The sequence below is a fragment of the Nonomuraea sp. NPDC046570 genome (genome assembly GCF_040645915.1).
In the GTDB taxonomy this organism is placed as follows: domain Bacteria; phylum Actinomycetota; class Actinomycetes; order Streptosporangiales; family Streptosporangiaceae; genus Nonomuraea.
The window spans coordinates 1-23704 of sequence record NZ_JBEYZF010000042.1 but is presented as its reverse complement, the minus strand read 5'-3'; the positions used below and the strand labels follow the sequence as shown (position 1 = coordinate 23704).

The 23704-nt window shown below is 69.6% G+C and carries 23 protein-coding genes and 1 pseudogene; 9 read left to right on the top strand and 15 right to left on the bottom strand.

Translation table 11 applies throughout. From position 1 onward, the window contains the following. Nucleotides 1–24: 24 nt before the first annotated feature. The gene (locus tag ABZ911_RS37590; protein WP_358067487.1) at nucleotides 25–315 is read right to left on the bottom strand and encodes an antibiotic biosynthesis monooxygenase; all 291 of its coding nucleotides are present in this window, start codon (nucleotides 313–315) and stop codon (nucleotides 25–27) included. Nucleotides 316–375: 60 nt separating this feature from the next. Here ABZ911_RS37590 and ABZ911_RS37585 point away from each other — a divergent pair, with 60 nt between their 5' ends. Then, complete coding sequence (locus tag ABZ911_RS37585) at nucleotides 376–1008, top strand: helix-turn-helix domain-containing protein (RefSeq protein WP_358067484.1); 633 nt, start codon at nucleotides 376–378, stop codon at nucleotides 1006–1008. Between the two features lie 63 nt (nucleotides 1009–1071). Here ABZ911_RS37585 and ABZ911_RS37580 read toward each other — a convergent pair whose 3' ends face one another. The 3 genes from ABZ911_RS37580 to ABZ911_RS37570 form a co-directional block, all read right to left on the bottom strand. Beyond that, a complete protein-coding gene (locus tag ABZ911_RS37580) occupies nucleotides 1072–2289 on the bottom strand; it encodes an MFS transporter (protein WP_358067481.1) in 1218 nt (405 codons plus the stop codon). Next, the gene (locus ABZ911_RS37575) at nucleotides 2286–2852 is read right to left on the bottom strand and encodes a helix-turn-helix domain-containing protein (RefSeq protein ID WP_358067478.1); all 567 of its coding nucleotides are present in this window, start codon (nucleotides 2850–2852) and stop codon (nucleotides 2286–2288) included. Before ABZ911_RS37575 ends, ABZ911_RS37580 begins: the two co-directional genes overlap by 4 nt. 136 nt (nucleotides 2853–2988) lie before the next feature. Beyond that, nucleotides 2989–3837 (bottom strand): alpha/beta hydrolase, encoded by an 849-nt coding sequence (locus tag ABZ911_RS37570; RefSeq protein ID WP_358067476.1) that lies wholly within the window; start codon nucleotides 3835–3837, stop codon nucleotides 2989–2991. 53 nt (nucleotides 3838–3890) lie between these two features. On the opposite strand from ABZ911_RS37570, the gene ABZ911_RS37565 reads away from it, so the two are divergent. After that, the gene (locus ABZ911_RS37565) at nucleotides 3891–4493 is read left to right on the top strand and encodes a hypothetical protein (RefSeq protein ID WP_358067473.1); all 603 of its coding nucleotides are present in this window, start codon (nucleotides 3891–3893) and stop codon (nucleotides 4491–4493) included. A gap of 45 nt (nucleotides 4494–4538) precedes the next feature. Here the strand turns inward: ABZ911_RS37565 and ABZ911_RS37560 are convergent, their stop codons facing one another. Further along, the gene (locus ABZ911_RS37560) at nucleotides 4539–5564 is read right to left on the bottom strand and encodes a hypothetical protein (RefSeq protein WP_358067470.1); all 1026 of its coding nucleotides are present in this window, start codon (nucleotides 5562–5564) and stop codon (nucleotides 4539–4541) included. A gap of 114 nt (nucleotides 5565–5678) precedes the next feature. Here ABZ911_RS37560 and ABZ911_RS37555 point away from each other — a divergent pair, with 114 nt between their 5' ends. From ABZ911_RS37555 to ABZ911_RS37535, 5 genes and pseudogenes are all read left to right on the top strand, one after another. Continuing rightward, complete coding sequence (locus ABZ911_RS37555; RefSeq protein WP_358067467.1) at nucleotides 5679–6266, top strand: TetR/AcrR family transcriptional regulator; 588 nt, start codon at nucleotides 5679–5681, stop codon at nucleotides 6264–6266. A gap of 140 nt (nucleotides 6267–6406) precedes the next feature. Next, complete coding sequence (locus ABZ911_RS37550) at nucleotides 6407–6895, top strand: hypothetical protein (protein WP_358067464.1); 489 nt, start codon at nucleotides 6407–6409, stop codon at nucleotides 6893–6895. Further along, a pseudogene (locus tag ABZ911_RS37545) lies at nucleotides 6892–7340 on the top strand (PEP/pyruvate-binding domain-containing protein); the annotation flags it as partial. The gene ABZ911_RS37550 and the pseudogene ABZ911_RS37545, both read left to right, overlap by 4 nt. A 357-nt stretch (nucleotides 7341–7697) precedes the next feature. Then, nucleotides 7698–8369, top strand: coding sequence for a PEP-utilizing enzyme (locus tag ABZ911_RS37540; protein ID WP_358067569.1), 672 nt, complete (start codon nucleotides 7698–7700; stop codon nucleotides 8367–8369). Nucleotides 8370–8486: 117 nt separating this feature from the next. After that, the gene (locus tag ABZ911_RS37535) at nucleotides 8487–9722 is read left to right on the top strand and encodes a GNAT family N-acetyltransferase (protein ID WP_358067461.1); all 1236 of its coding nucleotides are present in this window, start codon (nucleotides 8487–8489) and stop codon (nucleotides 9720–9722) included. Between the two features lie 17 nt (nucleotides 9723–9739). Here the strand turns inward: ABZ911_RS37535 and ABZ911_RS37530 are convergent, their stop codons facing one another. The 4 genes from ABZ911_RS37530 to ABZ911_RS37515 are packed head-to-tail and all read right to left on the bottom strand — an operon-like array spanning nucleotide 9740 to nucleotide 13078. Continuing rightward, the gene (locus tag ABZ911_RS37530; RefSeq protein WP_358067458.1) at nucleotides 9740–10159 is read right to left on the bottom strand and encodes a S26 family signal peptidase; all 420 of its coding nucleotides are present in this window, start codon (nucleotides 10157–10159) and stop codon (nucleotides 9740–9742) included. 11 nt (nucleotides 10160–10170) lie between these two features. Further along, a complete protein-coding gene (locus ABZ911_RS37525) occupies nucleotides 10171–11994 on the bottom strand; it encodes an ABC transporter ATP-binding protein (protein ID WP_358067456.1) in 1824 nt (607 codons plus the stop codon). After that, complete coding sequence (locus ABZ911_RS37520; RefSeq protein WP_358067453.1) at nucleotides 11991–12533, bottom strand: redoxin domain-containing protein; 543 nt, start codon at nucleotides 12531–12533, stop codon at nucleotides 11991–11993. Before ABZ911_RS37520 ends, ABZ911_RS37525 begins: the two co-directional genes overlap by 4 nt. Further along, nucleotides 12530–13078 carry a MauE/DoxX family redox-associated membrane protein gene (locus ABZ911_RS37515; RefSeq protein ID WP_358067450.1) on the bottom strand — a complete coding sequence of 183 codons (549 nt, stop codon included), beginning with the start codon at nucleotides 13076–13078 and terminating at the stop codon, nucleotides 12530–12532. The genes ABZ911_RS37520 and ABZ911_RS37515 overlap by 4 nt, the downstream gene beginning before the upstream one ends. 501 nt (nucleotides 13079–13579) lie before the next feature. Between ABZ911_RS37515 and ABZ911_RS37510 the strand changes: the two genes are divergently transcribed. After that, complete coding sequence (locus ABZ911_RS37510; RefSeq protein ID WP_358067447.1) at nucleotides 13580–16474, top strand: BTAD domain-containing putative transcriptional regulator; 2895 nt, start codon at nucleotides 13580–13582, stop codon at nucleotides 16472–16474. Between the two features lie 36 nt (nucleotides 16475–16510). On the opposite strand, the gene ABZ911_RS37505 is transcribed toward ABZ911_RS37510, so the two are convergent. The 3 genes from ABZ911_RS37505 to ABZ911_RS37495 all read right to left on the bottom strand — a co-directional run bounded on the left by ABZ911_RS37505 (nucleotide 16511) and on the right by ABZ911_RS37495 (nucleotide 18510). After that, nucleotides 16511–17413, bottom strand: coding sequence for an LLM class flavin-dependent oxidoreductase (locus ABZ911_RS37505; protein WP_358067444.1), 903 nt, complete (start codon nucleotides 17411–17413; stop codon nucleotides 16511–16513). Nucleotides 17414–17450: 37 nt separating this feature from the next. Beyond that, entirely contained in the window at nucleotides 17451–17963 is a 513-nt protein-coding gene (locus ABZ911_RS37500; protein WP_358067441.1) for an FAD-dependent oxidoreductase, read from the bottom strand. Nucleotides 17964–18045: 82 nt separating this feature from the next. Continuing rightward, entirely contained in the window at nucleotides 18046–18510 is a 465-nt protein-coding gene (locus ABZ911_RS37495; RefSeq protein ID WP_358067438.1) for a MarR family transcriptional regulator, read from the bottom strand. Between the two features lie 251 nt (nucleotides 18511–18761). On the opposite strand from ABZ911_RS37495, the gene ABZ911_RS37490 reads away from it, so the two are divergent. After that, on the top strand, nucleotides 18762–19913 hold the full coding sequence (locus ABZ911_RS37490) for a dipeptidase (protein WP_358067435.1): 1152 nt from the start codon (nucleotides 18762–18764) through the stop codon (nucleotides 19911–19913). A 207-nt stretch (nucleotides 19914–20120) separates the two neighbouring features. Here the strand turns inward: ABZ911_RS37490 and ABZ911_RS37485 are convergent, their stop codons facing one another. Genes ABZ911_RS37485 through ABZ911_RS37475 form a run of 3 tightly spaced genes read right to left on the bottom strand, consistent with a single transcriptional unit; the run spans nucleotide 20121 to nucleotide 23697 of the window. Further along, entirely contained in the window at nucleotides 20121–21281 is a 1161-nt protein-coding gene (locus ABZ911_RS37485) for an alpha/beta hydrolase (protein ID WP_358067432.1), read from the bottom strand. 11 nt (nucleotides 21282–21292) lie between these two features. Continuing rightward, nucleotides 21293–22711 carry a S41 family peptidase gene (locus ABZ911_RS37480; RefSeq protein WP_358067430.1) on the bottom strand — a complete coding sequence of 473 codons (1419 nt, stop codon included), beginning with the start codon at nucleotides 22709–22711 and terminating at the stop codon, nucleotides 21293–21295. Next, on the bottom strand, nucleotides 22708–23697 hold the full coding sequence (locus ABZ911_RS37475) for an ABC transporter permease (protein ID WP_358067566.1): 990 nt from the start codon (nucleotides 23695–23697) through the stop codon (nucleotides 22708–22710). Before ABZ911_RS37475 ends, ABZ911_RS37480 begins: the two co-directional genes overlap by 4 nt. Nucleotides 23698–23704 lie beyond the last annotated feature (7 nt).

The following is a 23704-nucleotide window of genomic DNA, read 5'->3' as shown; positions in this document are numbered from 1 at the left end:
CCCTTCCCGAGGCCGGGCAGGCGGTCAGTGCTCGTCCAGGACTTCGATGTCGTCCACGTGCGCTTCGCGGGTGAGCGCGAAGGCCGCGGCGGCCTCGGCGTTTCCGGGTACGGCCTGGCGGGCCGCCGCCAGGCTGGCGGCCGAGTCCCAGCGCCAGACGCCGACCCATGTCCGGTCGTCGATCCGGCCGAGCCGCGCCTCGGTGAGTCCGGGAACGGCCGCCCTGGTGGCGGAGACCAGGGCGGCGTGTCTGGCCCGGAGCCGCTCGGCGTCGGCGGGGTCGGCTTGGAAGCGGGTGACGGTGATGACCGGCATGACTAAACCTACTCTCTAGAGTTGACTTCTAGTGAATGAATCTAGAGATAGACTCTAGCCATGAGCGATGTCAAGCGGACGAGCAAGCGGGCGCAGAAGGCGCAGGAGACGCGACGGCGCATCCTGAAGGCGGCCCTCGAACTGTTCGTGCAGGACGGCTACGGTGCGACGAACCTTCAGGACATCGCCGACCGAGCCGGGGTCGCGGTGCAGACGATCTACTTCGTCTTCGGCAACAAGCGCACCCTGCTGAAGGAACTGGTCGACGTCACCATCGCGGGTGACGACGAGCCGGTGGCCACGATGGACCGGCCGTGGTACGTCGACGCACTCGCCGCCGGCACCGCCCAGGACATGCTGCGCGCTTACGTCACCGGCACGACGTCGGTCCTGGAGCGGGTGGCGCCGATCGGCAAGGTGCTGGACGGGGCATGCGCGAGCGACCCCGAGGTCGCCGCGCTGTGGCCCCACGACGTCGATCCGCGGTATGTCGTCCAACAGGGTGCGGCCAAGGCACTCGTCGGCAAGCCCGACGCACGGGCAGAGATATCGGCGGAGGAGGCCACCGACCTGCTCTACGGCCTCCTCAGCCCCGAGCTGTACCTACTGTTCGTGCACGAGCGCGGCTGGTCACGCGAGCGCTGGGAACGGTGGGTCTACCAGACGCTGCGCAGTCAGCTCTGCTCGGATTAGGGCTGGCTCCGGGCCATTCGTCGCCTCAGGTACCGGACTTCTCCTGAAGAACAAAGGCAGTTTTCAGCGCGGCGCAGTGACCTTCGGCGCTCCGCCAGGTGCGCTCTTGCTGCGCAACACGGGCACCAGCACGGTAGTCGCGACCGTCAGCGTCGCGGCGGTCACCAGGCCGGCCCCAGCGGACCAACGGTCGACGACCGCGCCGGCCACCGCCACGCCTGCGGCCCCACCCAGGGCGGTCGAAGCGCCGAACCAGGCGAACGCCTCGGTGTCGCGGCCTGCCGGCGCCTGCGACGCCACCAGGCGTGCCAGGTTGGTCAGCGCGGGCGCCACCCCGAGGCCGGCGAGCACCATGAGGGGATACATCGCTGCCACGTTGCCCGCCAGGGCCAGCGCCGCGAAGCCGAGCCCCATGGCAGGCAGGAGCAGCAGGGCGTGCCCGCGGGGTGAGCCCGGCCAGTCCCGGCTGCCGTAGATCAGCCCGCCGACCACGCTGCCGAGGGCCCAGAACCCGAGCAGCGCACCGGCGGACTCGATGCTCTGCCACTCGGCGGCTCGGGCGGTCACACTGACCTCGATGACGCCGATCGTGAAGGTCAGGGCCGTCGTCATGGCGAGTACCGGCAGCAGTCTGGCGAGGACAGCCACGGACGGCAGCGGCCGACGGCCCGCCTGCGCGGTGTGGGGTGAGCCGCCCGCGGCGGAAGGTATGAAGACCACCGCACCGAGCAGCATCAACGCGGCGCACCCGAACAGCGCGACGCTCGGGGCCGCGATCGCGGCGGCGACGCCGGCCACTGTCGGGCCGACGATGAAAAGGACTTCGGTGGCTACCGAGTCCAGGCTCAGCGCGGCGGCCTGGATCGGCTGCGGCAGAACGCGGACGACGACGGCGCGCAGTGAGGCGCCCAGCGGTGGTGTGCTCACTCCCGCGACAGCCGCGAACCCGATCATCCCGGTTGCGGTGCGGCTGGTGGCCAGCCCGACGGTCGCGGCCCCGCTGATGGCCGCGAAGCCGACGAGCGCGCGAACTCCCCACCGGTCGATCAGCCGTCCCACGGCAGGCGCGCCCACAGCGCTGACCAGGGCGTACATCGCGACCACAGCGCCTGCGGCAGCGAAATCGTGCAGTCGCTTCTGACCGGCCAGCAGCAGCGCCAGCGGCATGATCGTCTGTGCTAACCGCCCGGTCACCGCACCCGCGGCGGCCCAGCGGACCCGTCGGTCGGCGAAGACCGCCCGGAACCGCCGTAGCCCCATCGGGGCGTCTTCGCCGGTCATGACGCCTGCGGGTGGGGTGTCGGGTGAGGAAGGCCGTAGAGCACCAGGCGGACGGGCCGTTGCTCGGCGGATGGGTGGGTGGCGGCGCTATCCAGGTGTTCTCGGGTCACGCGCTCGACCTCCAGCCCCCATGCTCTGAGCTGCTCGGCCGTCATCGCCACCGTGCGGGTGTGGACGGTCGCCGCCGACTGCCACTGCTGCGGCCATGACCTGCGCTCGCCGATAGCGCGCAGCAACAGTCCGTAGTTGTGCTGCAGACCGGCCTCCAACAGACCGTCGGCGGCGTCGTGCCACTGCCGGCTTCCGGCAGTGCTGGGTACGGTCAGGGGCACCTGCAGCTCGTCGAAGGCCCGGCGCCATGGGTGTTCACGCTGATTCGCCCCGGCATCGGAAGCGACCTCGATGAGGTCATGCCGGGCCAGGACGTGCAGATGGTATGAGCACGTCTTCGCACTGAGCCCCAGCAGTTCGCCGCACCGGGTCGCGGTGAGGCTGTCGTGGGTGCGCAGCAGGTCCAGGATGGCCAGCCGGGTGGGGTGCGCGAGCGCTCGCAGCGCTGCCACCTCGTGATTGGGAATATCTGTTCCGGAAGACATGTTCCAAATCTACTTTACCGTCCCCGGGGTGCCTGATCGACATCGTCCGCGGCGGTGATCCCTGCTCGGCGCGGTCGCCGACTTCTGGCGGCGCAGCAGTTCCTCAACCCAGGAATGCCGCCGTGGTCGCCGCGAACTGGTCGGCGTCGTCGAGCCAGGGGTAGTGGCCCGCTCCCGGCTGCACCACGAGCGTGGCGTCAGGGAACAGCCCCGCGAACTCGGCCGCCGACCGAGGGGGGCTGTTCAGGTCGAACTCTCCGGCGAGTAGCAGGACGGGAGCCTGGCAGGTGGCGAGCGCCGCGCGAGTGGTCTCCGGGGTGAAGGCGCCCTCGGCTGCGAAGAGGGTGACGGCTTGCTTGTTGCTCGGTTGGCTGGCTGCGTGGTGTTTCTGTGCCGTGGCGTCCCATCGGCCATAGAAGAAGGGGCTAATGGCATCCCAGTCGCTGCCCGCGCCTTCGGTGATCGCTTCCAGGGCGGCGAAAGCCGCTGGGAACCACGGCTCGTTCTTCCGAAGCCGCGCGAGCTCACGTCGCGTCTCCCCGGTGATAGCTATACCGACAGCTCTGGTGCTGGGGCCGATCAAGGCGAGCTTGCTGACGTTCTTCGGGTGCCGGGCCGCGTACTGCGTCGCGATATTCGTGCCGGCGGAGTGGCCGAGCAGGTCCATCGAAGGGAGTCCGAGGTGGTCGCGCAGCGCCTCGACGTCGTCGACCAGGCGGTCGCAGTGGTAGGAGGAGGTGTCTTCGGGAGTCGCGGACCGGCCGGTGCCGCGCAGGTCCAAGACGATCAGCCGGCGGCGCGTGGACAGGCCGCCGAGGTCGCCGAGGTAGCGGGAGTCCGCAGGGCCTCCCGGGAGGCAGACGACCGGGTCGCCGTCTCCGATCACGCGGTAGGCGAGCTGGGTTCCGTCAGGCGCGGAGAAGGTGGGCATGCCATGGATCCTGTCAGCCATAACCAGGTTATACAACCCGGTTATGGTGACGGACCTCGGTGTATAACCGAGCTATGGCAGGCGAAGAGGACGCGCATCAGAACCCCGAGGCACTGACCGAGGAGCAGGCCGAGCGGATGCTCGCCGACATGAACGACGTCATCCGGGCGGGAGAGGAGATGCGGAAGCTACGCACCGAAATGATCAAGCTGTTCGTCGGCTTCGGTTGGACCCAGGAAAGAATCGCCCGGCTCACCGACATGAGCCAGCCCGCCGTGTCCAAGCAGGTGACGAAGCACAGGATGGGCGACCCACCGCCCCCGACGAAGCTCTCCCTCGACCAGCACGACGCACCCTGGCTCGAAGGACGCCTGTGGGGCCTCGCCGAGGAAATCTCCGACACCTTGTACGGCACCGCCCGCTGTACGCGCCACCTCATCGCCATCGCCCGGGGAAAGAAGCGCTTCACACCCCAGAACGTCGACGAACTGCGACGCCTCGTCGAAGAGGACCTGCGCCTGCACCAGGCAGAGATGCCCGCCAGCTACCGGGACGCGTACAACGAGATCAGCCGTGGCCTCGACATCCCCTCGAAGGTCACCGCCACCGCATCTGCCTCTGTGCGCCGCGCCCTCGCCTACCAGATCCAGCGCGACCGGTTCAGGGACAACGCCTAGCCCTCTGATCTTGGGCGTCCCCACCAACCCGGGGCCAGCTCGATCTCAGTGCTCCCGGTAGTAGTCGGCGAGGGCGGCGAACGCGACCTTGGGTTCCCAGGGCAGGTCGGGGTAGGTGGCTCCGAGACGGTCCTCGTACACCTTGACGATGCCGTAGCTGGCCAGGTCCAGGTCATCGCGGGGGTCACCGTCGGGGCGGTGCGGGTGGTCGTACAGGGCGAAGGTGAAAACGAACGTGCTGTCGACGCCTCCGATGTCGAAGGCCTCCAGCAGTTCGCGCAGGTACGCGGCCTGACCGGCCTCGTCGCGGGCGTACTCCCTCTTCAACCGGACAGGCGCGCGGGTCTCCTTGTCGTACTCGACGATCTCCAGGCCGTGAGCGCCCCGGTCACCCGCACCGTGGTAGCAGGCCGAGCCGAACTCGGTGATCGCGACCGGCTTTCCCTGCGCGACGAGGTTACGGACGCCTTCGGCGAAGCGATCGGCGATCTCGGCCGACCGGTAGAGATCTATGGACACGATGTCGAAGGGCGTCCAGTCGACGTTCTCAAGGTGTACGGAGGCGTAGGTCACCTTGCCGCCGAATCGCTCCCGGACGACCGGCACGGCCCTGCCGAGGAAGTCGTTGACGCATGCGCTGACCTCGCCGATCTGCTCGCGTACGCGATCTGACCGGCTCAGCAGTTCGACCCGCTCGTCGATGCCGTCGCCGGGCAGGAATCCCTTGTTCATCAGGCTGAGCTCGGCGCCGACGACGAACACGACCTCGGCTCCCCGCCGCCTGAGCCGCTCCGCGCGCGCGGCGCAGTCGGCGAACAGCGACAGCATCTCGCCGGCGGTCAGCTCCAGCGGGTAGGGCGAGCACCAGACCTCGAGGCCAAGGTCGGCGGCGTGCGCCGCCGCGACCTCCATCCGTTCCGGATCGCCACCCATGACGCGGACCGCGGTGCAGTGCAGGTCATCGCGGATGACGCGCATCTCGCGCTTGACCAGCTCCGAGTCGAAGAGCTTGTGGCCGATCACTCCGTTGTGGACGAAGCCGGTGTCGTAGCTGATGCCTTTGGCTCGCATATCACGCCTTTCTTTCAACCGATAGTTACGGTACTCGACGTACCTTAGTTGCCGCATGCCAGGGATGACAATCAGAATGGGAGGGTACGACCGGTACCGCGGGAAGGGGACGCGATGCAGACGCGGCGACGCGGAGCCGTCCTGGAAGAGGCGATCCTGAGCGCCGCAGTAGACGAACTCACCGAATCCGGATACGCCGGGTTGACCATGGACAAGGTCGCCGCCCGCGCCGGCACCAACAAGAACGCCATCTACCGCCGCTGGCCCAACCGCCTCACGCTCAGCATCGCCGCCTATCGGCAACTGGTCACGACAGTCCAGCCACCCGACACCGGCAACCTGCGCGGCGACGTCCTCGAGGTGCTACGTCAGGCGAACCGCCACTGGAGCTCCCCCCTCGGCGCGATCCTGCGCGAACTACTCTCCGCGGCCGGCGGCACGTCGGAACTCCTGGCGCGACTGCAAGAACAGTCCAGCGACGCCGCAGCCGCCCCCTGGCTGACCATCCTGGGGCGCGCCGTCGCACGCGGCGAAGCTTCCCCCGAAGCGCTCCATCCACGGGTCGCCACCGTGGCCATCGTCCTGCTCCGCAACGAATTCGTCCTGCGCGGGGTCCCCACCGCACCCGACGACGTCCTCGTCGAGATCGTCGACGAGGTCTACCTGCCTCTGGTACGGCGACGCGGCCCAACCCCAAGCTGACCACAGATCTTCAACTGCCCGCGCAGGCCGTAGCCCTCCATCGAGGGCTGGTCTACCTGCACTTCAAGTCCAAGGACGAGCTGGTCGAGGCGGTCCTGATCCGCGAGCTGGACCGCTACGCCGAGACCTGGCGCGAGCAGGTGGAGGCCGATCCGCGCGGCGGCGACGTGGCCAGCGTCTACCGGGCGATGGTCCACGTGCTGAAGACGCTGCCGCTGGCCTCCGCGATCAGCGCGAGGGACCCGGAAGTCTTCGGCAAGTACCTCCGCAAGCCCTCGAACCTGTTCGAGCGGCGGCCGAGCACCCTCGGCATGCGCGAGTTCCTCCACATGATGCAGCAGGCGGGCACCATGCGCCGGGACGTCGACCCCCGGGTCGTGGCGTTCATCCTCGACGCGCTCACCCCGGCCCTGCGGCGTACCTTCACGGCGGACCGGGCGGCGACCGACCCCGATCAGCCGACGTCGGACGAACTGCTGGAGACGCTGGCCGACCTGCTCGACCGCGCCCTGACACCACCGGAGGGCGCCGACCTCGCGAACGGCAGGGCACTGCTGCTCGGCGGTTTGGACCAGGTCCGCGCCGCTCTGGCCGCCGCGCTGGGCCGACAGGAAGGAGAGCGATCATGACAGACGAACCCCTCGTCCTGGCCCTGGACGACGCCCGCGCCACCTTGGAGCGCGCCGGGGGCAAGGGCGCCTCGCTGGCGCGCCTGGCCGCGGCCGGCCTGCCGGTGCCCCCGGGCTTCCACGTGACGACGGCCGCCTACCGCCGTTTCGTCGCCGCGCACGGCCTGCGGGAGCGCATCGTCGAGATCGGCTCGGCGGCCTCCCCCGACCGGCCCGAGACCTGCGAGACCGCGGCCGGGAAGATCGCCGCGCTCTTCGCCGAGCAGCCCGTGCCGGAAGAGGTGGCGCAGGCGATCGGCGCCGCCTACTCCGAGCTGGGCGGCGACCGGGCGGCGGCCGTCCGCTCCTCGCGACCGCCGAGGACCTGCCGGAGATGTCCTTCGCCGGTCAGCAGGAGACCTACCTCAACATCCACGGCCACTCCCCCGTCCTGGACGCGGTGAAGCGCTGCTGGGCGTCCCTGCTGGGTTTCGACAGCAAGCCGGTGCGGGCGGAGAAGTCCCTCTACGATCTGGCGCGCCGGGAAGCGCACGATCCCATCGAGGAGTCGGAGGAGTTCGCCGCGCACCTGGCCGAGTTCGGCGACTCGGTGTACGACCTCGACTTCGCCAAGCCGCTCCCGGCGGAGGATCCGGCGCCGCTGCTGCAGACGCTGCGCTTCTACCTGACCGGCCAGGCGCCCGACCCCCATGAGCGGCAGCGGCATGCACGGGAGGAACGCGAGCGGGCCGCCCACCGGCTGAACGTCCGCCGCGGCCTGCGGGCGGCGTTCGCCAAACGGGTGCTGCGCTGGGCGCAGAAGATGGCGCCGCTGCGCGAGGACGCCCTGGCCGACGTGGGCCTGGGCTGGCCTGTCGTACGGCGCGCGCTGCACGAGATCGGCCGGCGGCTCGTCGCCGCGGAGGCGGTCGCCGATGAGGACGACGTGTTCTGGCTGCGGATGGACGAACTGGAGGCCGCGGTCGAGGCGCTGGACTCCGCAGGCCGTGGCCCGGCGGACTCGCGCGCCGCCGTGGCCGAGCGAAAGGCCACCTGGCGGGCGCGGCGGGCCGCCGCGCCGCCACTCACGCTCCCGGTCGGCGGCGGCTTGAAGATCCTGGGCATCGACTTCTCCCGGCTGCTGCCCGGGCACCGCGACGACGGGTCCGCCGACGTCATCAAGGGCGTGCCCGGCAGCCCCGGACGGGTCAGCGCCCCCGCGCGGATCATCCACGGCCCCGACGAGTTCGGTCAGCTGCGCCAGGGGGACGTGCTGGTCGCGCGGATCACCACACCCGCGTGGACGTCCCTGTTCGCGCTGGCGTCCGCGATCGTCACCGATGTCGGCGGCCCGCTCAGCCACAGCTCGATCGTGGCACGCGAGTACGGCATACCCGCCGTGCTCGGCACCGGCACGGCGACCGAGCGGCTGCGGAACGGCCAGCAGGTCCTCGTCGACGGCGAGGCCGGAACCGTGACCCCCGCCCACTCCTGACCGGAAGGTCCTGAGGACACCCGGCACTCCGAGGGCGGCTCGTGGTCCGCCGCACGGGGACCTGACCCGGCGAATATCGATTGGACGAGGTGGCCCCGGCGATGCGATAGTCCCGCGGTGACCGCGACCGCCTCATCTCCTGAACCCATCGCACTGCCCGACGGCCTCGTCCTGCGACACTCGCAGCCCGCGGACCTCGAGCAGATCAGCACGCTCCTCGCCGAACGCGGGGAACCGGCCGACGCCCTCGACCACCGGCTGGTCGTCGAGGACCCCGACGCCGGCTGGTCCGCCTGCGCCGTGGTCGTCGACGGCGACCGGGTCGTCTCCACCGCGACGCTCCTCGACGAGGAGGTACGCATCGGTGGCGTCCACCTCCCCGCCGGCCAGGTCGAACTGGTCGCCACCGACCGCGAATACGAAGGACGCGGACTCGTACGGGCGCTCATGCGATGGGCCCGCGACCGCTCCGCCGCCCGTGGCCACGTCATGCAGACGATGATCGGGATCCCGTACTTCTACCGGCTGTTCGGCTACGAGTACGCCATCGACATTCCGCCGGCGCTGACCGTGCGCACCCCGCCGCCCGGCGAGGGAACGCCCGAACTTCGCGCCGCCCGGCCCTCCGACATCCCCGCCGTGGCAGCCCTGCAGGACGCGGTCCAGAACCGGTTCGACGTGGCCATGCCGCACTCGGCGGCGTGCTGGCGATGGCTGCTGGCCCACGAGGCGAGCACCCTCTGGGTCCTCGAGGACGCCGGCACCGTCATCGCCTCCGGACGCACCACGCCGCCCGACGAGCGGGTGCTCCTGTCCGAGGCCGCCGCGCTGGACGAGGCGGCGGCTCGGGACCTGCTCCGCGGCGTCGCCGCGCTGGTACCCGACAGCCAGGTGCGAGCCGTCCATCGGGCCGGCACCGTGACCGCCGCCGCCTGGCAGGAGTTCCTCGACCACGAGCCGCGCAAGGAGGCGGAGCAGTACTACGTCCGTATCCCGGACGTAGCGGCGCTGCTCGACCGGCTGCGGCCGCTGCTCTGGCACCGCCTCACCGCGGCCGGGAAGGAGGGCGTCGGCCGCGACGTCGTCGTCTCCACCTTCGGCGCCCACTACCGGATCCCGGTCCTCGCCGACGGCCTCGGCGAGGTCGTCACCGGCGGCACGATGCAGTGGCCCGGAGCCGTGGGAGGCGCCGGAGTGGCGCCCGACCACCTGCCCGCCCTGCTGTTCGGCCCGTACGGAATCGAGGGGCTGACCCGGATCCGGCCCGACGTCTACGCCGCGGACGAGGAGCTGTTCCAGGCGCTCTTCCCGCCACTCACCGCCGACATACTCAGCTACTACCTGCCACAGTAGGGCGTCAAGACGTTCATTCATCCTCTTTTCTGTACGCCTGCCGGGAATTTCCTGACTGCTATCCCCAGCACCCATTCGGACGGGACACAACCCCATGCACGGGAGTCGAGACTGAGAGGCCAATCGCCTAGGAGGACCAGTTCTCCGCCGGGAACACGATCCACACCGGCGGCGACGGGAATGCCAGGAGGAAGCCGATCGCCGCTGACCGCGGCCACCCGCTTGATGTAGAGCCCGTCGCGCCGATCGGGGCCCGCAGGGATGCGGACGGCGACGATGTCGTCGCGACTCACCAGACGCCCCGTCCGCCGTACCATGAGGAGGCGGTTGCCGTCGGCCAGCGTGGGCTGCATGCTCCGGCCCCGCACCGTGACGAGCAGGAAGCGCCGGCGGAGGAGAAGCACCCCGATGGCCAGGGCGGCGACGACGACGCCCACCGTGACACCTATCATCGCGAGGCCACCTCCGGCTGGTATCCCTCGGCCTGCAGGCGGAACAGCTCCGCGTAGCCGCCCTCACGCCGCATCAGCTCCGTGTGGGAGCCGCGTTCGAGGATCCTGCCCTCGCGCAGCACCACGATCTCGTCGGCGAACCGTACGGTGCTCAGGCGATGGGAGATGATGAGCGTGGTGCGCCCCCTGCGGATCTCCCGCAGGCCGCGCTGGAGCTGGTATTCGGCCTCGGCGTCGAGCCCGCTGGACGGTTCGTCGAGGATCAGCAGATCGCTGTCGTCGCGGAGCAGGGCGCGTGCGACGGCGACGCGCTGCCACTGGCCGCCGGAGAGCGACACCCCGGCCGCCTCGTCGTCGCCGATGCTGAACATCCTGCTCAGCATCGTCTGATAGCCGTCAGGCAGTCCTTCTATCGTCTCGTGCACCCCGGCGCGTTCGGCGGCCCTGCGGATGAGGTGTGGCAGGTCGAGGTTCTCGACCCGGCCGACTCCGATGTTCTCCTGAGCGGTGAGATCCCACGCCATGTAGTCCTGGAAGACGACGCTCATGCGTTCGCGCAGCGAGGCGTGCGAGAGTTCGCGCGCGTCCTGCCCGTTCCACAGCACGCTGCCCTGCTGCGGGTCGTAGAGCCTGCACAGGAGTTTGACCAGCGAGGTCTTTCCGGCTCCGTTGAGTCCGACGAGCGCGATGGTGGATCCCGACGGGATGTCGAGGTCGACTCCCTTGAGCACCCAGGGGTGCTCGTCGTCGTAGCGGAACCAGACGTCCCGCAGTCCCACGCCCGAGCTCAGGGGCGGGGCCTCGCCGCCGGGCGCGAGCTGTCGGCGTGACTCGTTCACGATGTCGTGGTAGTGGTCGAACACGAGCAGGACGTGGCTCAGATCGGCTATCTGCCGTACGAGGGTCGACAGACCGCTCTGAGCTCCGGCGACCGCGGCCAGCGCCACCGCCACGTCCCCGACTCCGAGCCGTCCGTCCAGGGCGCTCAGGACCACCAGCGTGAGACTCGCCGCCACGACGAGCACGCCGCCGAGCGCGAGCGCCGCCTGGACGCGGAACTCCTTGCGATCGTGGGCGCGCTCGCCCTGCCCGACGATCCGCAGCAGGCCGGTCATCCTCCCGTGCAGGAAGTCGGCGAGCCCGAAGAGCCGGATCTCCTTGGCCGCCTGGAGGTCGGTCTGCAACATCGAGTAGTTCAGCGCGTGACGTCGCGCGGGGCTCATCTTCCACAGCATCCCGGCGCGCTGCCGGCCCAGCCTCAGCTCGGCCGACAGCGTGCAGCAGGCGGCCACGCAGAAGACGACGAGCAGCCACGGGTCCAGTACGGCCAGCGAGACCAGGAACCCTCCGGCCGTCACCGTCGCCTGGGCGATGCCCGCACCCCCCTGGACGATCTGGCTCGGCGCCGCCTGTCCCGCCTGTCCCGCGAGCTCCAGCCGGTCCCTGAAGGCCGGTCGCTCGAAGAGCGCGAGGCCGGGGAAGCGGTTGACCGCGGTGAAGAGCTCCGAGTGAACCTTGATCTCCACGCCGCGGCGAAGTTCGGCGTACATGTATCTGCCGGCGCTCTGAGCGGTCGCGCTGAGGCAGGTGACCAGCAGGATCCCGCCGAGAGCCCAGAGCGCGGGCCCCTCCCCCGGGACTGTCAGGTCGTCGAGCAGGAGCTTCGTGCACCATGCCAGGGCGACGGGCGCGATGCCCATCGCCACCGCGATTCCGACCACCCCGGCCCCCGCGACGGGGTGGGCGGTCCACGCGAGGGTGACGGCCGACGCCAGCCGCCGGAGCGGGCGCCTGAGCCGGGTGCCCGGAGCTGCGCTCATGCCGTGGGCGACATCGTCAGGTGGGCCATGATCCCCGCGTTGACTTCGACTGTTCCGTCGCGGAGGGCCAGGATGGTGGGGTAGCGGTCGACCTCGAAGGTGGCGGACAGGACGGGCGGCCCCTCCTCGACGACGGTCAGGACTCTGCCGTCGAAGGCCTCGGCCATCTCCCTGGCCTTGTCGGGTTCTCCGGCGATGACCGCCAGCACCTGGGCGTTCTGACGATCCGCGGCGAAACGGGCGAACTCCGGGAGTCGTTCCCTGCAGGGTGCACAACTTGTCGTAAAGAAGCCCACGTAAGCCTCACCGCTGCCCAGAACCGTCCGGCTCACTTCCCTCCCGTCCACTGTGACGGCGTGGAAGTCGGGAATCTCGCTCCCGATGGCCGGTGCCGCCGGAGGCAGGACATCGCTCGGGCCAAGGTCGGCGAATCTCTTCTCGTGCTCCTTCAGCCGCCGGACGACTCCGTAGGTGAAAAGCAGGTTCAGGCACACGAGGAGCCCCACGACACCGAGCAGGGCCTGGGTGGTGGTGTTCATCTTCTCCTCCCTTTCTGGGAGACGGGGGACGAGTTGTCGAACAGGGAGTAGAGCTCGACGAACGACGCGATGAGTACGGCGCCCGCCACACCCGCCGGCACGCTGACGAGAAGCAGCTCCGCACTGTACGGAGCGCGTGCGGACGACAGGGCCGCACCGCCTGCGGTGGCGAGAAGGAGGAAGGCGTTCCGGAGGAGGTGCGGAACACCCATCGGCGTGTCGGAGCTCCCGAAGCAGCGGCACTCCACACGACGTCCTGCCCGCATCGCCCGGACGATGACCGCCGAGAACAGCACGAGCAGCGACGCGCTCCCCGCCAATCCGGCCATGGAGAGGGCGGGAATCGGCAGCGATATCGCGACCACGATCTCAAGAGCCACGACACCGAGGGCGGTGGTCCGCGCGAGCCGCGGCGGAATCATTTCGAGCGAGTCGATGGACGAGCGGAAGTCATGCCATGCCTCGGCGGTGCGAATCTTGCCGACGGACGATATGACGAACACCGCCGAAAGCATTGTTCGAATTATCAGGTCCACATACGCCATGACAGTTCCTGGAAGATGAGCGGCCGGCCGGCGGGCGGCCGGCCGTTCATGTCGCCGTGCTGCGGTTCACGCGCAGCAATAACCGGTGTACGAGCAGGTGTCAGTGCAGTTCGGCTTGTAGCAGCAGTGGTAGACGCGCCCGGCCCAGCCGTCGCACGAGGACCCCGAACACTGGTTCCAGCATCCGCTGCACGCGGCCTGCGCTTCCGTTCTCGGCACGACGGCGCCCAGAATTCGGTCGGCGATTGTTCCCATGAAGGCCTTCATTCTTCCTCCTTCCCTCGATTTATGAATTATTGAGGGCGGATGTTGAAATATGGTAGAACCGCCGTATAGGTGGCGTAGACCCTCGATCGCACTACGGGTAGTGATATGGAGGACGCGTTGCGCATTCGCGGCTTAGGGCCTCTGGAGACGTCGCACGAGGGGCAATGGGTGTCGCCCGGCGGCTTCAAAGCGCGCAGTCTTCTTGCGGCACTGCTCATCAACGCCAGACTTTGTGTGTCCACGGACGATCTGATCTATGAATTGTGGGGCGATGAACCTCCCGCCTCCTGCAGGACCCTGGTTCGTGGTTATGTCCTGTCCCTGAGGCGCCTGCTGGGCGATCCCGTCATCCGGCACTGCCCAGGCGGCTACCGCCTCGACCTCGACCCCGAAGAGATCGACGCGTGCCGTTTCGAGAACCTCAGCGAGGAGGCGCTGCGCCACCGACGCCGCGGCGACACGAAACAGGCGGCGGCCCTGCTGTCCGAGGCCCTGTCACTGTGGCGAGGGCCCGTGCTGTCGGATGTACGGCAGACGGCGCTGGTGGCGGCCTTCGCCGACCGCCTCGGCGAGCGCAGGCTGACGACGCTCGAAGCCCGGCTGGAGAACGACCTGACCGAAGGACGGCACGCCGAACTGGTCGAGGAACTCAAGGGGCTGGTGGTCGAGCACCCCTTTCGGGAAGGCTTCGCCGCCCTGCTCATGAAGTCGCTGCACGCGTGCGGGAGGCGGGCGGAGTCCCTCCAGGCGTTCGCCGATCACCGGCGATATCTCAGGGAGGAGCTGGGACTTGAGCCGGGACCCGAGTTGCGGCAGGTGCACCAAGCGGTCCTGGCATGTGAACCGCGAGCGTCGGCCACCCTGACACCCGGAGTGCCTCGCCCTGTTCAGACTCCACCTGATCTCGTGGACTTCACCGGTCGCGAGGAGGAGATCGAGCGCTGGAGCGGCGTACTCACCGCGCGGGACTCCTCGGCGTTGAGAACGCTCGCGCTCTCCGGCAGGGCGGGGGTCGGCAAGACCTCACTCCTGGTCCACCTGGCGCATCGGCTTCGCCGGTCGTATCCGGACGGGCAGCTCTACGCGGTCTTCACCGCGCAGACCACGCCCGCCACGGTGCTGGCGCAGTTCCTCGGCGGACTCGGCGTCCCCGGCTCGGCGATTCCCGAGACCCTCGCCGAGCGCGTGCACCTCTATCGCAGCCTGCTGGCGGGCCGCCGCTTCCTGATCCTGGTCGACGACGTCGACTCCGAGGCGCGGGTGCGGCCGCTGCAGCCGGGATCGGCCGGCTGCGCGGTGCTGGTGACGAGCCGGAAGCGGCTGCTGGGCCTGGAATCGGCCTACTTCGCCGATCTCGACGTGTTGGAGTCCGAGCCGGCCGTCAGTCTGCTCTCCAAGATCGTAACGGCCGAGCGGGTCGCCGCCGAGCCCGAAGCGGCGCTGGAGATCGTCGAGCTGTGCGGCCGCCTGCCGCTGGCCGTCCGGATCGCCGGGGCGCGGGCGACGGTACGGCCGGAGTCCCGGCTGTCCGTGTTCGCGACGGCACTGCGGGACGAGGCCTCAAGGCTCGACAGGTTGAAGGCGGGCGATCTCGACGTCGGGGCCGCCATCGCCACGTCCTACGTCAGCCTCGACCAGCCGGAGCGTCGCCTGCTGCGCCTGCTCGGGCTGCTCGACGCGCCCCACTTCCCCTCGTGGGTCGCCGCCGCGCTGACCGGCATGCCCGAGCGCTCCGCCGAGAGAACCCTGCTGTCGCTCGTGGACGCGCGCCTGGTCGACGAGATAGGCACCGGCGCCGAAGGTCGGTCGCGGTTCCGTCTTCACGATCTGATCAGAATCTTCGCGTGCGAGCGCGCGGCGGAGGAACACGACGCGCACACCCGTCGGGCCGCGCTGTCGCGGGCGCTCGGCGGCTGGCTCCACCTCGCCGAAGAGGCCGACGCGCGGTTACCCGCCCACACCTTGGCAACGCTGCGCGCCGCCGTACCCCGCTGGTATCCCGAAGCGACCACCGAACTGGTGCACGCCCCTTTCACCTGGTTCGAGACGGAGCGGGAGGCCATCGCCGCGCTCGTACAGCAGGCCGCCGACCTGGGGCTGGCGGAGCTCGCCTGGAGCCTCGCGGCCGCCGCGCAGACCTTCTACGAACTGCGCGACGCCCCCGAGGGCATGAGGACGCACCAGGTGGCGCTGGCCGCCTGCCGCGAGTCGGGGACGCGGCTGGGCGAGGCCGTCATGCTCCGCAACCTCGCGGACCTGCACGCGGGAAAGTCGGACGCCTCGCTCGCCGACAAGGCCGAGTCCGCCGAGCTGGCCCTGTCGATCTTCAGGGAGCTCGGCGAGCGGCGCGGCGAGGCTGACGCGCTCTATCTCGCCGCCGACGCTCACCGGCTGCGCGGAGACCACGACCACGCGGTCACCTCCATCCGTGAGAGCGCCGAGCTCTCGCGAGCACACGGCTACCGGCTCGGCGAGCTGCACGCTCTCCAGCAACTGGGAATGATCAGCACAGAGCGAGGGGAGCGCGAGGAGTCGCTCCACTACGCCAGGCAGGCGCTGGCGGTGGCGGAGGAACTGGGCAGCCCGCGAGACGAATGCGTCGTACGGGGCCTGCTGGGCGTGATCCACAAGCGTCAGGGCGAGTTCGGCGAAGGCGGCGCCCAGCTCCGCCTGGCGGTCACCAACGCTCAAGCCACCGCCGACCCCCTGCTCGAAGCCCAGATGCTCGCCCACCTCGGACAGCTCTACGTCGAGGACGGCCACCCCGAGGCGCGGGAGACACTGGAGCGAGGACTGGCGCTCAGCCTGGCGTGTCACTACGACTTCGGCCATGCCGTCGCCCTCCACGGACTCGGTGTCCTGGAATGCGGCGAGGGGCGCCCAGCGGTGGGCATCGTCCGGCTCGGCGCGGCCGCTGAGCTGTGGGATCGGCTGCAGAACGCCTTCGGGAAGGCGCGCACGCTCGCGGCACTGGGAGAGGCTCAGGCGGGAACCGGCGACCTGGCCGCCGCCCGCGACACCCTGACCTCGGCCTGCGAGGAGTTCAGGAAACTGGGCAACGAACAGGAGGCCGCCAGGATCGGCGCCCTGCTCACGCCGGTATCCGCTGCCGAGCTTCAGGAACGATAAGTGCTCGATCGATGAGCAGGAACTCGCGTGCGGAAATCAGGCGATCGCCTCGCGTACGGACGGGACGATCTCCTGGGACCAGCGGGCCAAGAGGGTGGGGTCCGGGGCGCCGTGGCCGGCGGAGAAGAGCGTGAAGCCCGACGCGCCGTGCTCCAGTACGGCTCCGGTCAGTTCCTCGACCCATTGGCCGACGGAGCCGCCGAGCCAGCGGCCGTCGCGGTCACGGGTGGCGGGCAGCGGCCGGTCGGTGATGCGTCCGGGGAAGTTGAAGACCGTGCGGATCTCGCTCGGATCGCGGCCGACGGACGCTGCCGCCTCGTCGATGACGGGCCGCGAGGCCCGGTAGCGTTCGCTGAGCCAGTCGGCCGCATGGCCGGGGATCCAGCCGTCGGCCACGCGGCCGGTGGCGGCCAGGGATCTCGGGCCGACCGACCCGGTCCACACGGGAGGCGCGGCAACGGGAGCGGGCTCGATCTGGTTCACCTGGTAGTGGCGGCCCTGGTAGGTGACCGGAGGGCCGCCGCCCGACAGCAGCTTGACCAGGACGATCGCCTCCTCGAAGGCGTCCACGGCGTCGCCGGGCGTCAGCCGCGGCACCCCCATGTCGGCGATGCGATCCCACAACCCGCCCGCGCCCATGCCGAGCACGATCCGGCCGCCCGACAGCGCCGACAAGGATGTCACCGTCCTGGCCAGCATGGGAGCGGGCCTGGTCGGCAGGTTGGTGACGTTGGCGAATCCGGCGATGTGCTGCGTACGCCCGAGAATGAAGCCGAGCGCGGCGTAAGCGTCCAGACCTTGGCCGATGTAGGGGTGGTCCGACAGGGTAAAGAGGTCAAGCCCGTCCTGGTCGGCCTGATGGGCCATGCGCAGCAGTTCGGGAATGTCGTCGATGCTGGAATGCGCGCCAAAACCGAAGACGACGTTATGTGCGGACAATGCTCTGCCTTTGCGGTCGAGCTGGGTGTGGTCCATGTCAGGCGGCGCCGAACTGCTCGGTGAAGCGGCCGGTGAACAGGTCCGCCCCCTTGTACGCCGAGACAGTCTCGGCTGGGACGACGGCCGGTCCGTCGGGGGTGGGCAACTGGCCGACACCCCCACGCGGGCCGAGGGGCAGCAGGATCATGGGGTGGAGCAGCGGCTGGTAGGTGGCCGTCGGCCGCTCGCCGCGCAGCTGGGCGGCGTAGCTGGAGCCGGTGGCCAGGACCAGGTAGTCGGCTTCGACCCGCCGGCCTGAGGCCAGGGTGACGCCGCCGGGATCCACCGAGACCGCGCGGTCGCGCACCACCGTGCCGCGCCTGAGCCACTGGTCGTAGGGGAAGAACATGTTGCCCGCCCAGTCGGGCTGGGTCAGCGCCCGCAGCGAGCCGGCCGAGTTGACGAACGCGTCACGGGGGTCGATGAGGACGACGTCGGCCTCCGGGTCAAGCGCCTTGGCGACCGCAGAACCACCGTAACCTCCGCCGATGACCACGACTGTGCGACTCATCTACGCTCCAACACAAAAAGGGATTGAGTTCGTGTCACGAACCATATTAGTTCGTAGCACGAACTGCAACTCCTTCTCGGGTTCAGCGCACGGGATCCGGTTCCATGAAGACGGTGGGAACCTTGTTGTCCGTCACGACGCGGCCGAGCAGCGCGGCCAGCGCGTCGCGCTCCGCCGGAGCGAACCCCGAGGTCAGTTCCTCGACGCGGCGGCAGGTCTCGGTGTAGAACTCGTCGGCGAGCTTGACGCCCCGCCTGGTGAGCGCCACCCTTACCGCGCGGGAGTCCTGGGGGTCCGGTTTGCGCTGGACCAGGCCGTTGCGCTCGGTACGGTCCACCAGACCGGTCAGGCTCGACTTGGCCAGGCCGAGCATCGCGCCCAGCTCGCTCATGCCGTACGGCTGCGCCATCAGGACGCACAGCAACTGGCCCTGCTGCTGGGTGAGGCCGTGCTCGCGGGCGGAATCTGCGTACACGGCATTCACCAGGAACGTGGACCGCACCAGCGCCGCCACCGTCCCGATCTGACCGTCAACATGCTTACTCACTGGGCCAGAGTAACAAATTCGTGGGACGAACTACCGCCTCATGGCCGGGTCCTGCGCCAGACACGGACGACGCCGGGAACAGTTCTGGGATCACGTCAGCGAGCATGTCGGTATCGGAAGGTCGTCCACGTACCGCGACCCGCAGAGTCTTGTCTGCCTCGCGGGGCTCTGTGCGGACGCACGAGCGGGGCCGCCGGGCTTGTGCCGGACCCACAACCAGCACCGGCGTCACGCGTGATTGGCTGACCGGCATGAGCACTGAACCCCCCGCCGGCTCGTTGCGCCGCGTCACCACGCTGCTGCGCGAGAACCCGCTGATCGACGGGCACAACGACCTCCCTTGGACACTTCGCACACTCGCCGGCTACGACTTCGATCAGGTCGACATCGGCGGGGATACCTCCGGGCGCACCCACACCGACCTGCCCCGGCTGGCGGCCGGGGCGGTCGGCGGGCAGTTCTGGTCGGTGTTCGTCCCCTCCACCCTCACCGGCGGGCAGGCGGTACGGGCCACCCTGGAGCAGATCGACTGCGTGCTCGCCATGGTGCGGCGGTACCCCGACCGGCTGGCCCTGGCGACCACCGCGGACGACGTCGAGCGCGTCTTCGCCACCGGCCGGGTCGCGTCGCTGATGGGCGCCGAGGGCGGTCACTCCATCGACTGCTCGCTGGGCGTGCTGCGCATGCTGTACGCCCTGGGAGTGCGCTACCTGACGTTGACGCACAACGACAACACCCCGTGGGCGGACTCCGCCACCGACGATCCGGTGCACCACGGACTGTCCGCGTTCGGCGAGGACGTGGTGAGGGAGATGAACAGGCTCGGCATGCTGGTCGACCTGTCCCACGTCTCGGCCGACACCATGCGCCACGCCCTGCGCGTCACCCGGGCGCCGGTGATCTTCTCCCACTCCTCGGCGCGCGCGATCTGTTCCACGCCGCGCAATGTGCCGGACGACGTCCTGGAAACCCTGGCCGCGAACCGGGGCGTGTGCATGGTCACGTTCGTCCCGGAGTTCGTCTCCCAGGACTGCTGGGACTGGCGGTCGGCCGCCGCCGACGCCGCCCGCTCGGTCGGCATCGAGGCCGCTGACGTCGAGGCGTTCACCCCGTTCCTGGCCGCCTGGGAGGCGAAGCACCCGAGCCCCGTCGCCGCCGTCGAGGACGTGGTGACCCACCTGGAACACCTTCGCGAGGTGGCCGGCATCGACCACATGGGCATCGGCGGCGACTACGACGGGTGCGACGTGCTGCCCCGGGGCTTGGAAGACGTGACCGGCTACCCGCGGCTGTTCGCGGCGCTGGCAGACCAGGGCTGGTCCGACACGGACCTGGCGAAACTGGCCGGCCGCAACGTGCTGCGGGTGCTACGGGACGCCGAGGCCGTCGCCCGCGACCATTAGGCCCTTCCCACGGGGAAGTAGACGGACTGCAGGTTCTGGCAGGAGGCGAGGCCCTCGGGCCCGAACTCCTTGCCGATACCGCCCGCCTTGACACCACCGAACGGCGCCGTGGGCTCAGGGGCGTACCGTTGATGCCGATCGTGCCGGTCTGCACGCGCCAACGGTGTGGTTGGCCGGGCACGTGTGTGAGAAGGAACGCCAGGTCTGTTACTCGCAGGTCTTTCTGCCCGGGGTGCAGAGCTTGACCTCGGGGTAGCGTGGCGACGGTTTGTCCAGCAGGGGTTGGCGCTTGGCCTTTAGGTGCTGGTCTAGGAAGGCCGTCACGTATGTGCGGGTGAGCTCGGCGGAGCGCGACGCGGGCATGACGCCGGAGGGGGGCCTGATGCCGAGGGCGCCCGCCATCAGCGGGACGTCGGTAAAGGACTGGTGTTCCGCGCCCGACAGCACGAGCCAGCGCTTCCACCCGGTCAGCAGCTTCCAGTCGCGGTCCCACGAATTGTCGCGGCCGCCGGGGGTGTGCGGCGGCGAACCCATGAACATGAACGGCCGGGAGAACCCACTCTTGGGGATCCGGGCGTAGGTGGTGCCGTCCATGTCGATTCCGGCGCGCACTCGGGAGTCCTTCAGCATGGCCGCCACGGCCCCGGCCCCGCCGATCGACTGGCCCACCATCGCGATTCTGGAGCGGTCGATCAGGTCGGAACCGTCCCACTTCGATGTCAGCTGATCGAGCACGAAGGAGACGTCGGCCGCCCGGCCCTGGACCACCCCCGTGCCGAAGCCCGGGTCGGTGTCGCTGTCACACGCGAGGCACTCCGCGACCCGCCCGTCAGGGAAAGTCGTCGCGTAGCTCTCGTAGGTGTGATCGATCCCGGCCACGACGTACCCTCGGCTGGCCAGCTCCTCGGCCAGGGACGTGAGCGTGCTCATCGGCTTGGTGAAGCCAGGAGAGAGCACTACCAGCGAAAGCTTCCACCCCGCCGGTTCGGCGTCTTTGATGGCGTTCGTGCGCGTCTTGCTCAGCGTGTCGTACGGCACGCCCGCGATCCTCGAGCCCTTCAGGGTGAGCTCCGATTCCTTCGGCGTCATGTACGGTGCCCGCTGCCCGTCCCGCTGCCTGGTCGGATACCACAGGGTGACCTTGAGCTGCCTGGCGTCGACATCGAGGTCCCAGGGATCGGGGCGGGAGGCGTCCTTCAGATACAGGGCGGTGGTGCCGACCGGATGGGCACCGGTGGGGGCGGGCAGGGTGGCGGGGCCGGTCGGTGTGGCCGACGGGTTGGGAGCGGACCGGGGCGGCGTGGGGGCGGAGCAGGCGGACGCGGCGAGGACGGCCAGTCCTGCGGCGACTGCCAGGATCTGTCTCATTGAGGGTCCATTCACTTGTGCAGCAAGGTGAGGGCCTTGGCCAGCGCGGGGTCGCGCGCGGCGGCCGCGTCCTTCGGCGTCAGGAGCACGTAGTGATCGGGCGGCACGCCGATCCGGTCGATCACCTCGCGATTGGGCCCCAGGTGGTGCCGTTCGGGGAAGCTCAGCATGGTGTTGTTGCTCAGCAGGTACGGCTGCGCCGGGCCGGAGATGACCCCCGCGGTCCTGGTGCCGACCAGCCGGCCGATACCCAGGTCCTTGACCGCGGAGCTGAAATGCTCGCACGCCGAGGCGCAACTGCGGTCGGTGAGCACCACCAGGGGCAGGTTGAGCAGCTCCACGGTGTCGTCGGTCCGCGAAGTCTCGCACCTGCCGTCCACGGTGCACTGGTAGGCGGTGACCTTGCCGTGGGCGAACGCGCTCAGCAGCCGGGTCGCCTCCACGGGGCTGCCGCCGCCGTTACCGCGCAGGTCCAGCACGACGCCGGTGAGGGTACGGCCGGTGCGCAGCCTGGTGATCGCCTTGAGAACCCTGTCCGCGGAGTCGGGAGCGAACCCGGCCAGCCGTACATAGGCGATGTCGTCTTCCAGCAGCTTCGACCTCACCACTTGCAGGGCGGCCAGATCCCGCTGGTAGAGGCCGGGCTTGAGCGTCACGCTCCAGCGGCGGCCGGTGGTCTGCCGCAGGAGCCGCAACTGGACCGGGCGGGCTTGTGGGTACAGCGGGTAGAGGGCGGCGATCGCGGGGGTGGCCTTGCCGTCGATGAAGGGCGCCGATCCGTTGATCGATTCGATGATGTCGCCCGGGCGTAGTCCGGCGGCCTGCGCCGCGCCGCCCTGCACGGTGGTGACGAACAGCGGGGGGATGGCGACGCCAGGGTTGCCGCTCACCTGGGCACCGTTGACGTTCGCCCGGAAACCGAGGTCGTAGCCGTCGCCGTCGTAGTAGTCGGGCGGCCGCTTGACGCCGTGCACCCAGCGGGCGTGGTTGTCGCCGAGGCTGGCCACGATGGCCTCGAGAGTGACGACGGCCAGCTTGTCGCGCAGGTCGGGGACCTGATCGGTGGTCCTCCTGTAGACGGTCTCGAACGCGGTCCAGTCGGCTTTCCGGTCGCCGGTCAGCGCCGGCAGAGTCGCCTCGGGCACGTCGCGCCCGTTGCGGCTGAGCTCCTGCGTCAGGGCGGCGAATCCGGCGCTCAGCAGCGAGCGGGCGTCCAGCGTGGCGCCGCTGTAGTAGTCGCCGAGGATGCAGGAGTACGCCTGCTCGATTACGTCGACCGTGGTGGCCGTCTCCGCCCCAGGAGGCCCCTGGGGCTGCGCACATGCCGACGAGCCTGCCGTATTCGACTCGATTCGCGGCGGCGTCGGCGCCGTGCAGGCCGCCGCCAGGAGGAGGGCGAGCCCGGCAGTGGCGGTCCTGATGACGGTCATGACAGGCGCCTGCGGATCCACCAGAAGGACAACCACGTGAGGCCAAGGGTGAGCAGGGCGTAGATCCCGGTCTCGATCCACTGGAAGGGCCAGAAACGGTCGAGGGGCTGGTACGTCGCCTTCTGCCGGTAGCCGAGCCGGTTGATCTCGGCCATGCACGTTTCCATGCCCCGTGGTCCCGCTCCCTGCGGTGCGCAGGGTCCCGACGTCGTGGAAACCTGGACGGCGGCAGAGTCCCCGCTCTCGGCGATCGTACGTCCGGACGGATCGACCAGGCTGCTGGACAGGACCCAGGCGCCCCTGTGGCCGGGAACGGACAACTTCGTGATGATCTGTGGATCTCCGCCCTGGGGCACGCCGAAGTTCTCCACGTTCGCCTTGCCGAGTTCGAAGGTCGAGGTGACCGGGGGCATCAGGTGGGGCCGGACCAGCAGCGGCATGACGATCTGGATCGCGGCGAAGAAGGCCAGGGTGAGGGCCATGGCGGGCAGCGTGCGGCGGACGAGCATCCCCACGGTCACGCCCAGGACGAAGGCGAAGGCCGCGTACCCCATGGAGGAGATTCCCCTCGCGCCGAACACCAGAGGATCCATCAGGGCGAAGCCCTCCGGGGCCGACTTGTCCAGGGGGCCGGACCACCAGGTCGTCACGAGGCCGGACAGTCCGGCGGCGGCCGTGGCGGTCAGGCCGGTGAGTGCGAGTTTGACGGCGAGCCAGCGGGTGCGGGTGATGCTCTGGTTCCACACCAGCAGGTGGGTGTCGGCTTCCAGTTCGCGGGTGATCAGCGGCGCCCCCCAGAAGATCCCGATGAGGGCGGGCAGGAGCAGCATGACGAGGGTGACGGCCAGGAAGGGAGTCTGGTATTCGTCGAAGAACTGGTCGAAGAAGCGGTCGCAGGTGTTGTCCTGGGTGCAGGCGGTGATCCCCCTCGAGTACTGGCCGGCCAGGTCGGGGCCGGTCAGGGCGAGGGTGGTGGCGAGTGCGATGAGCGCG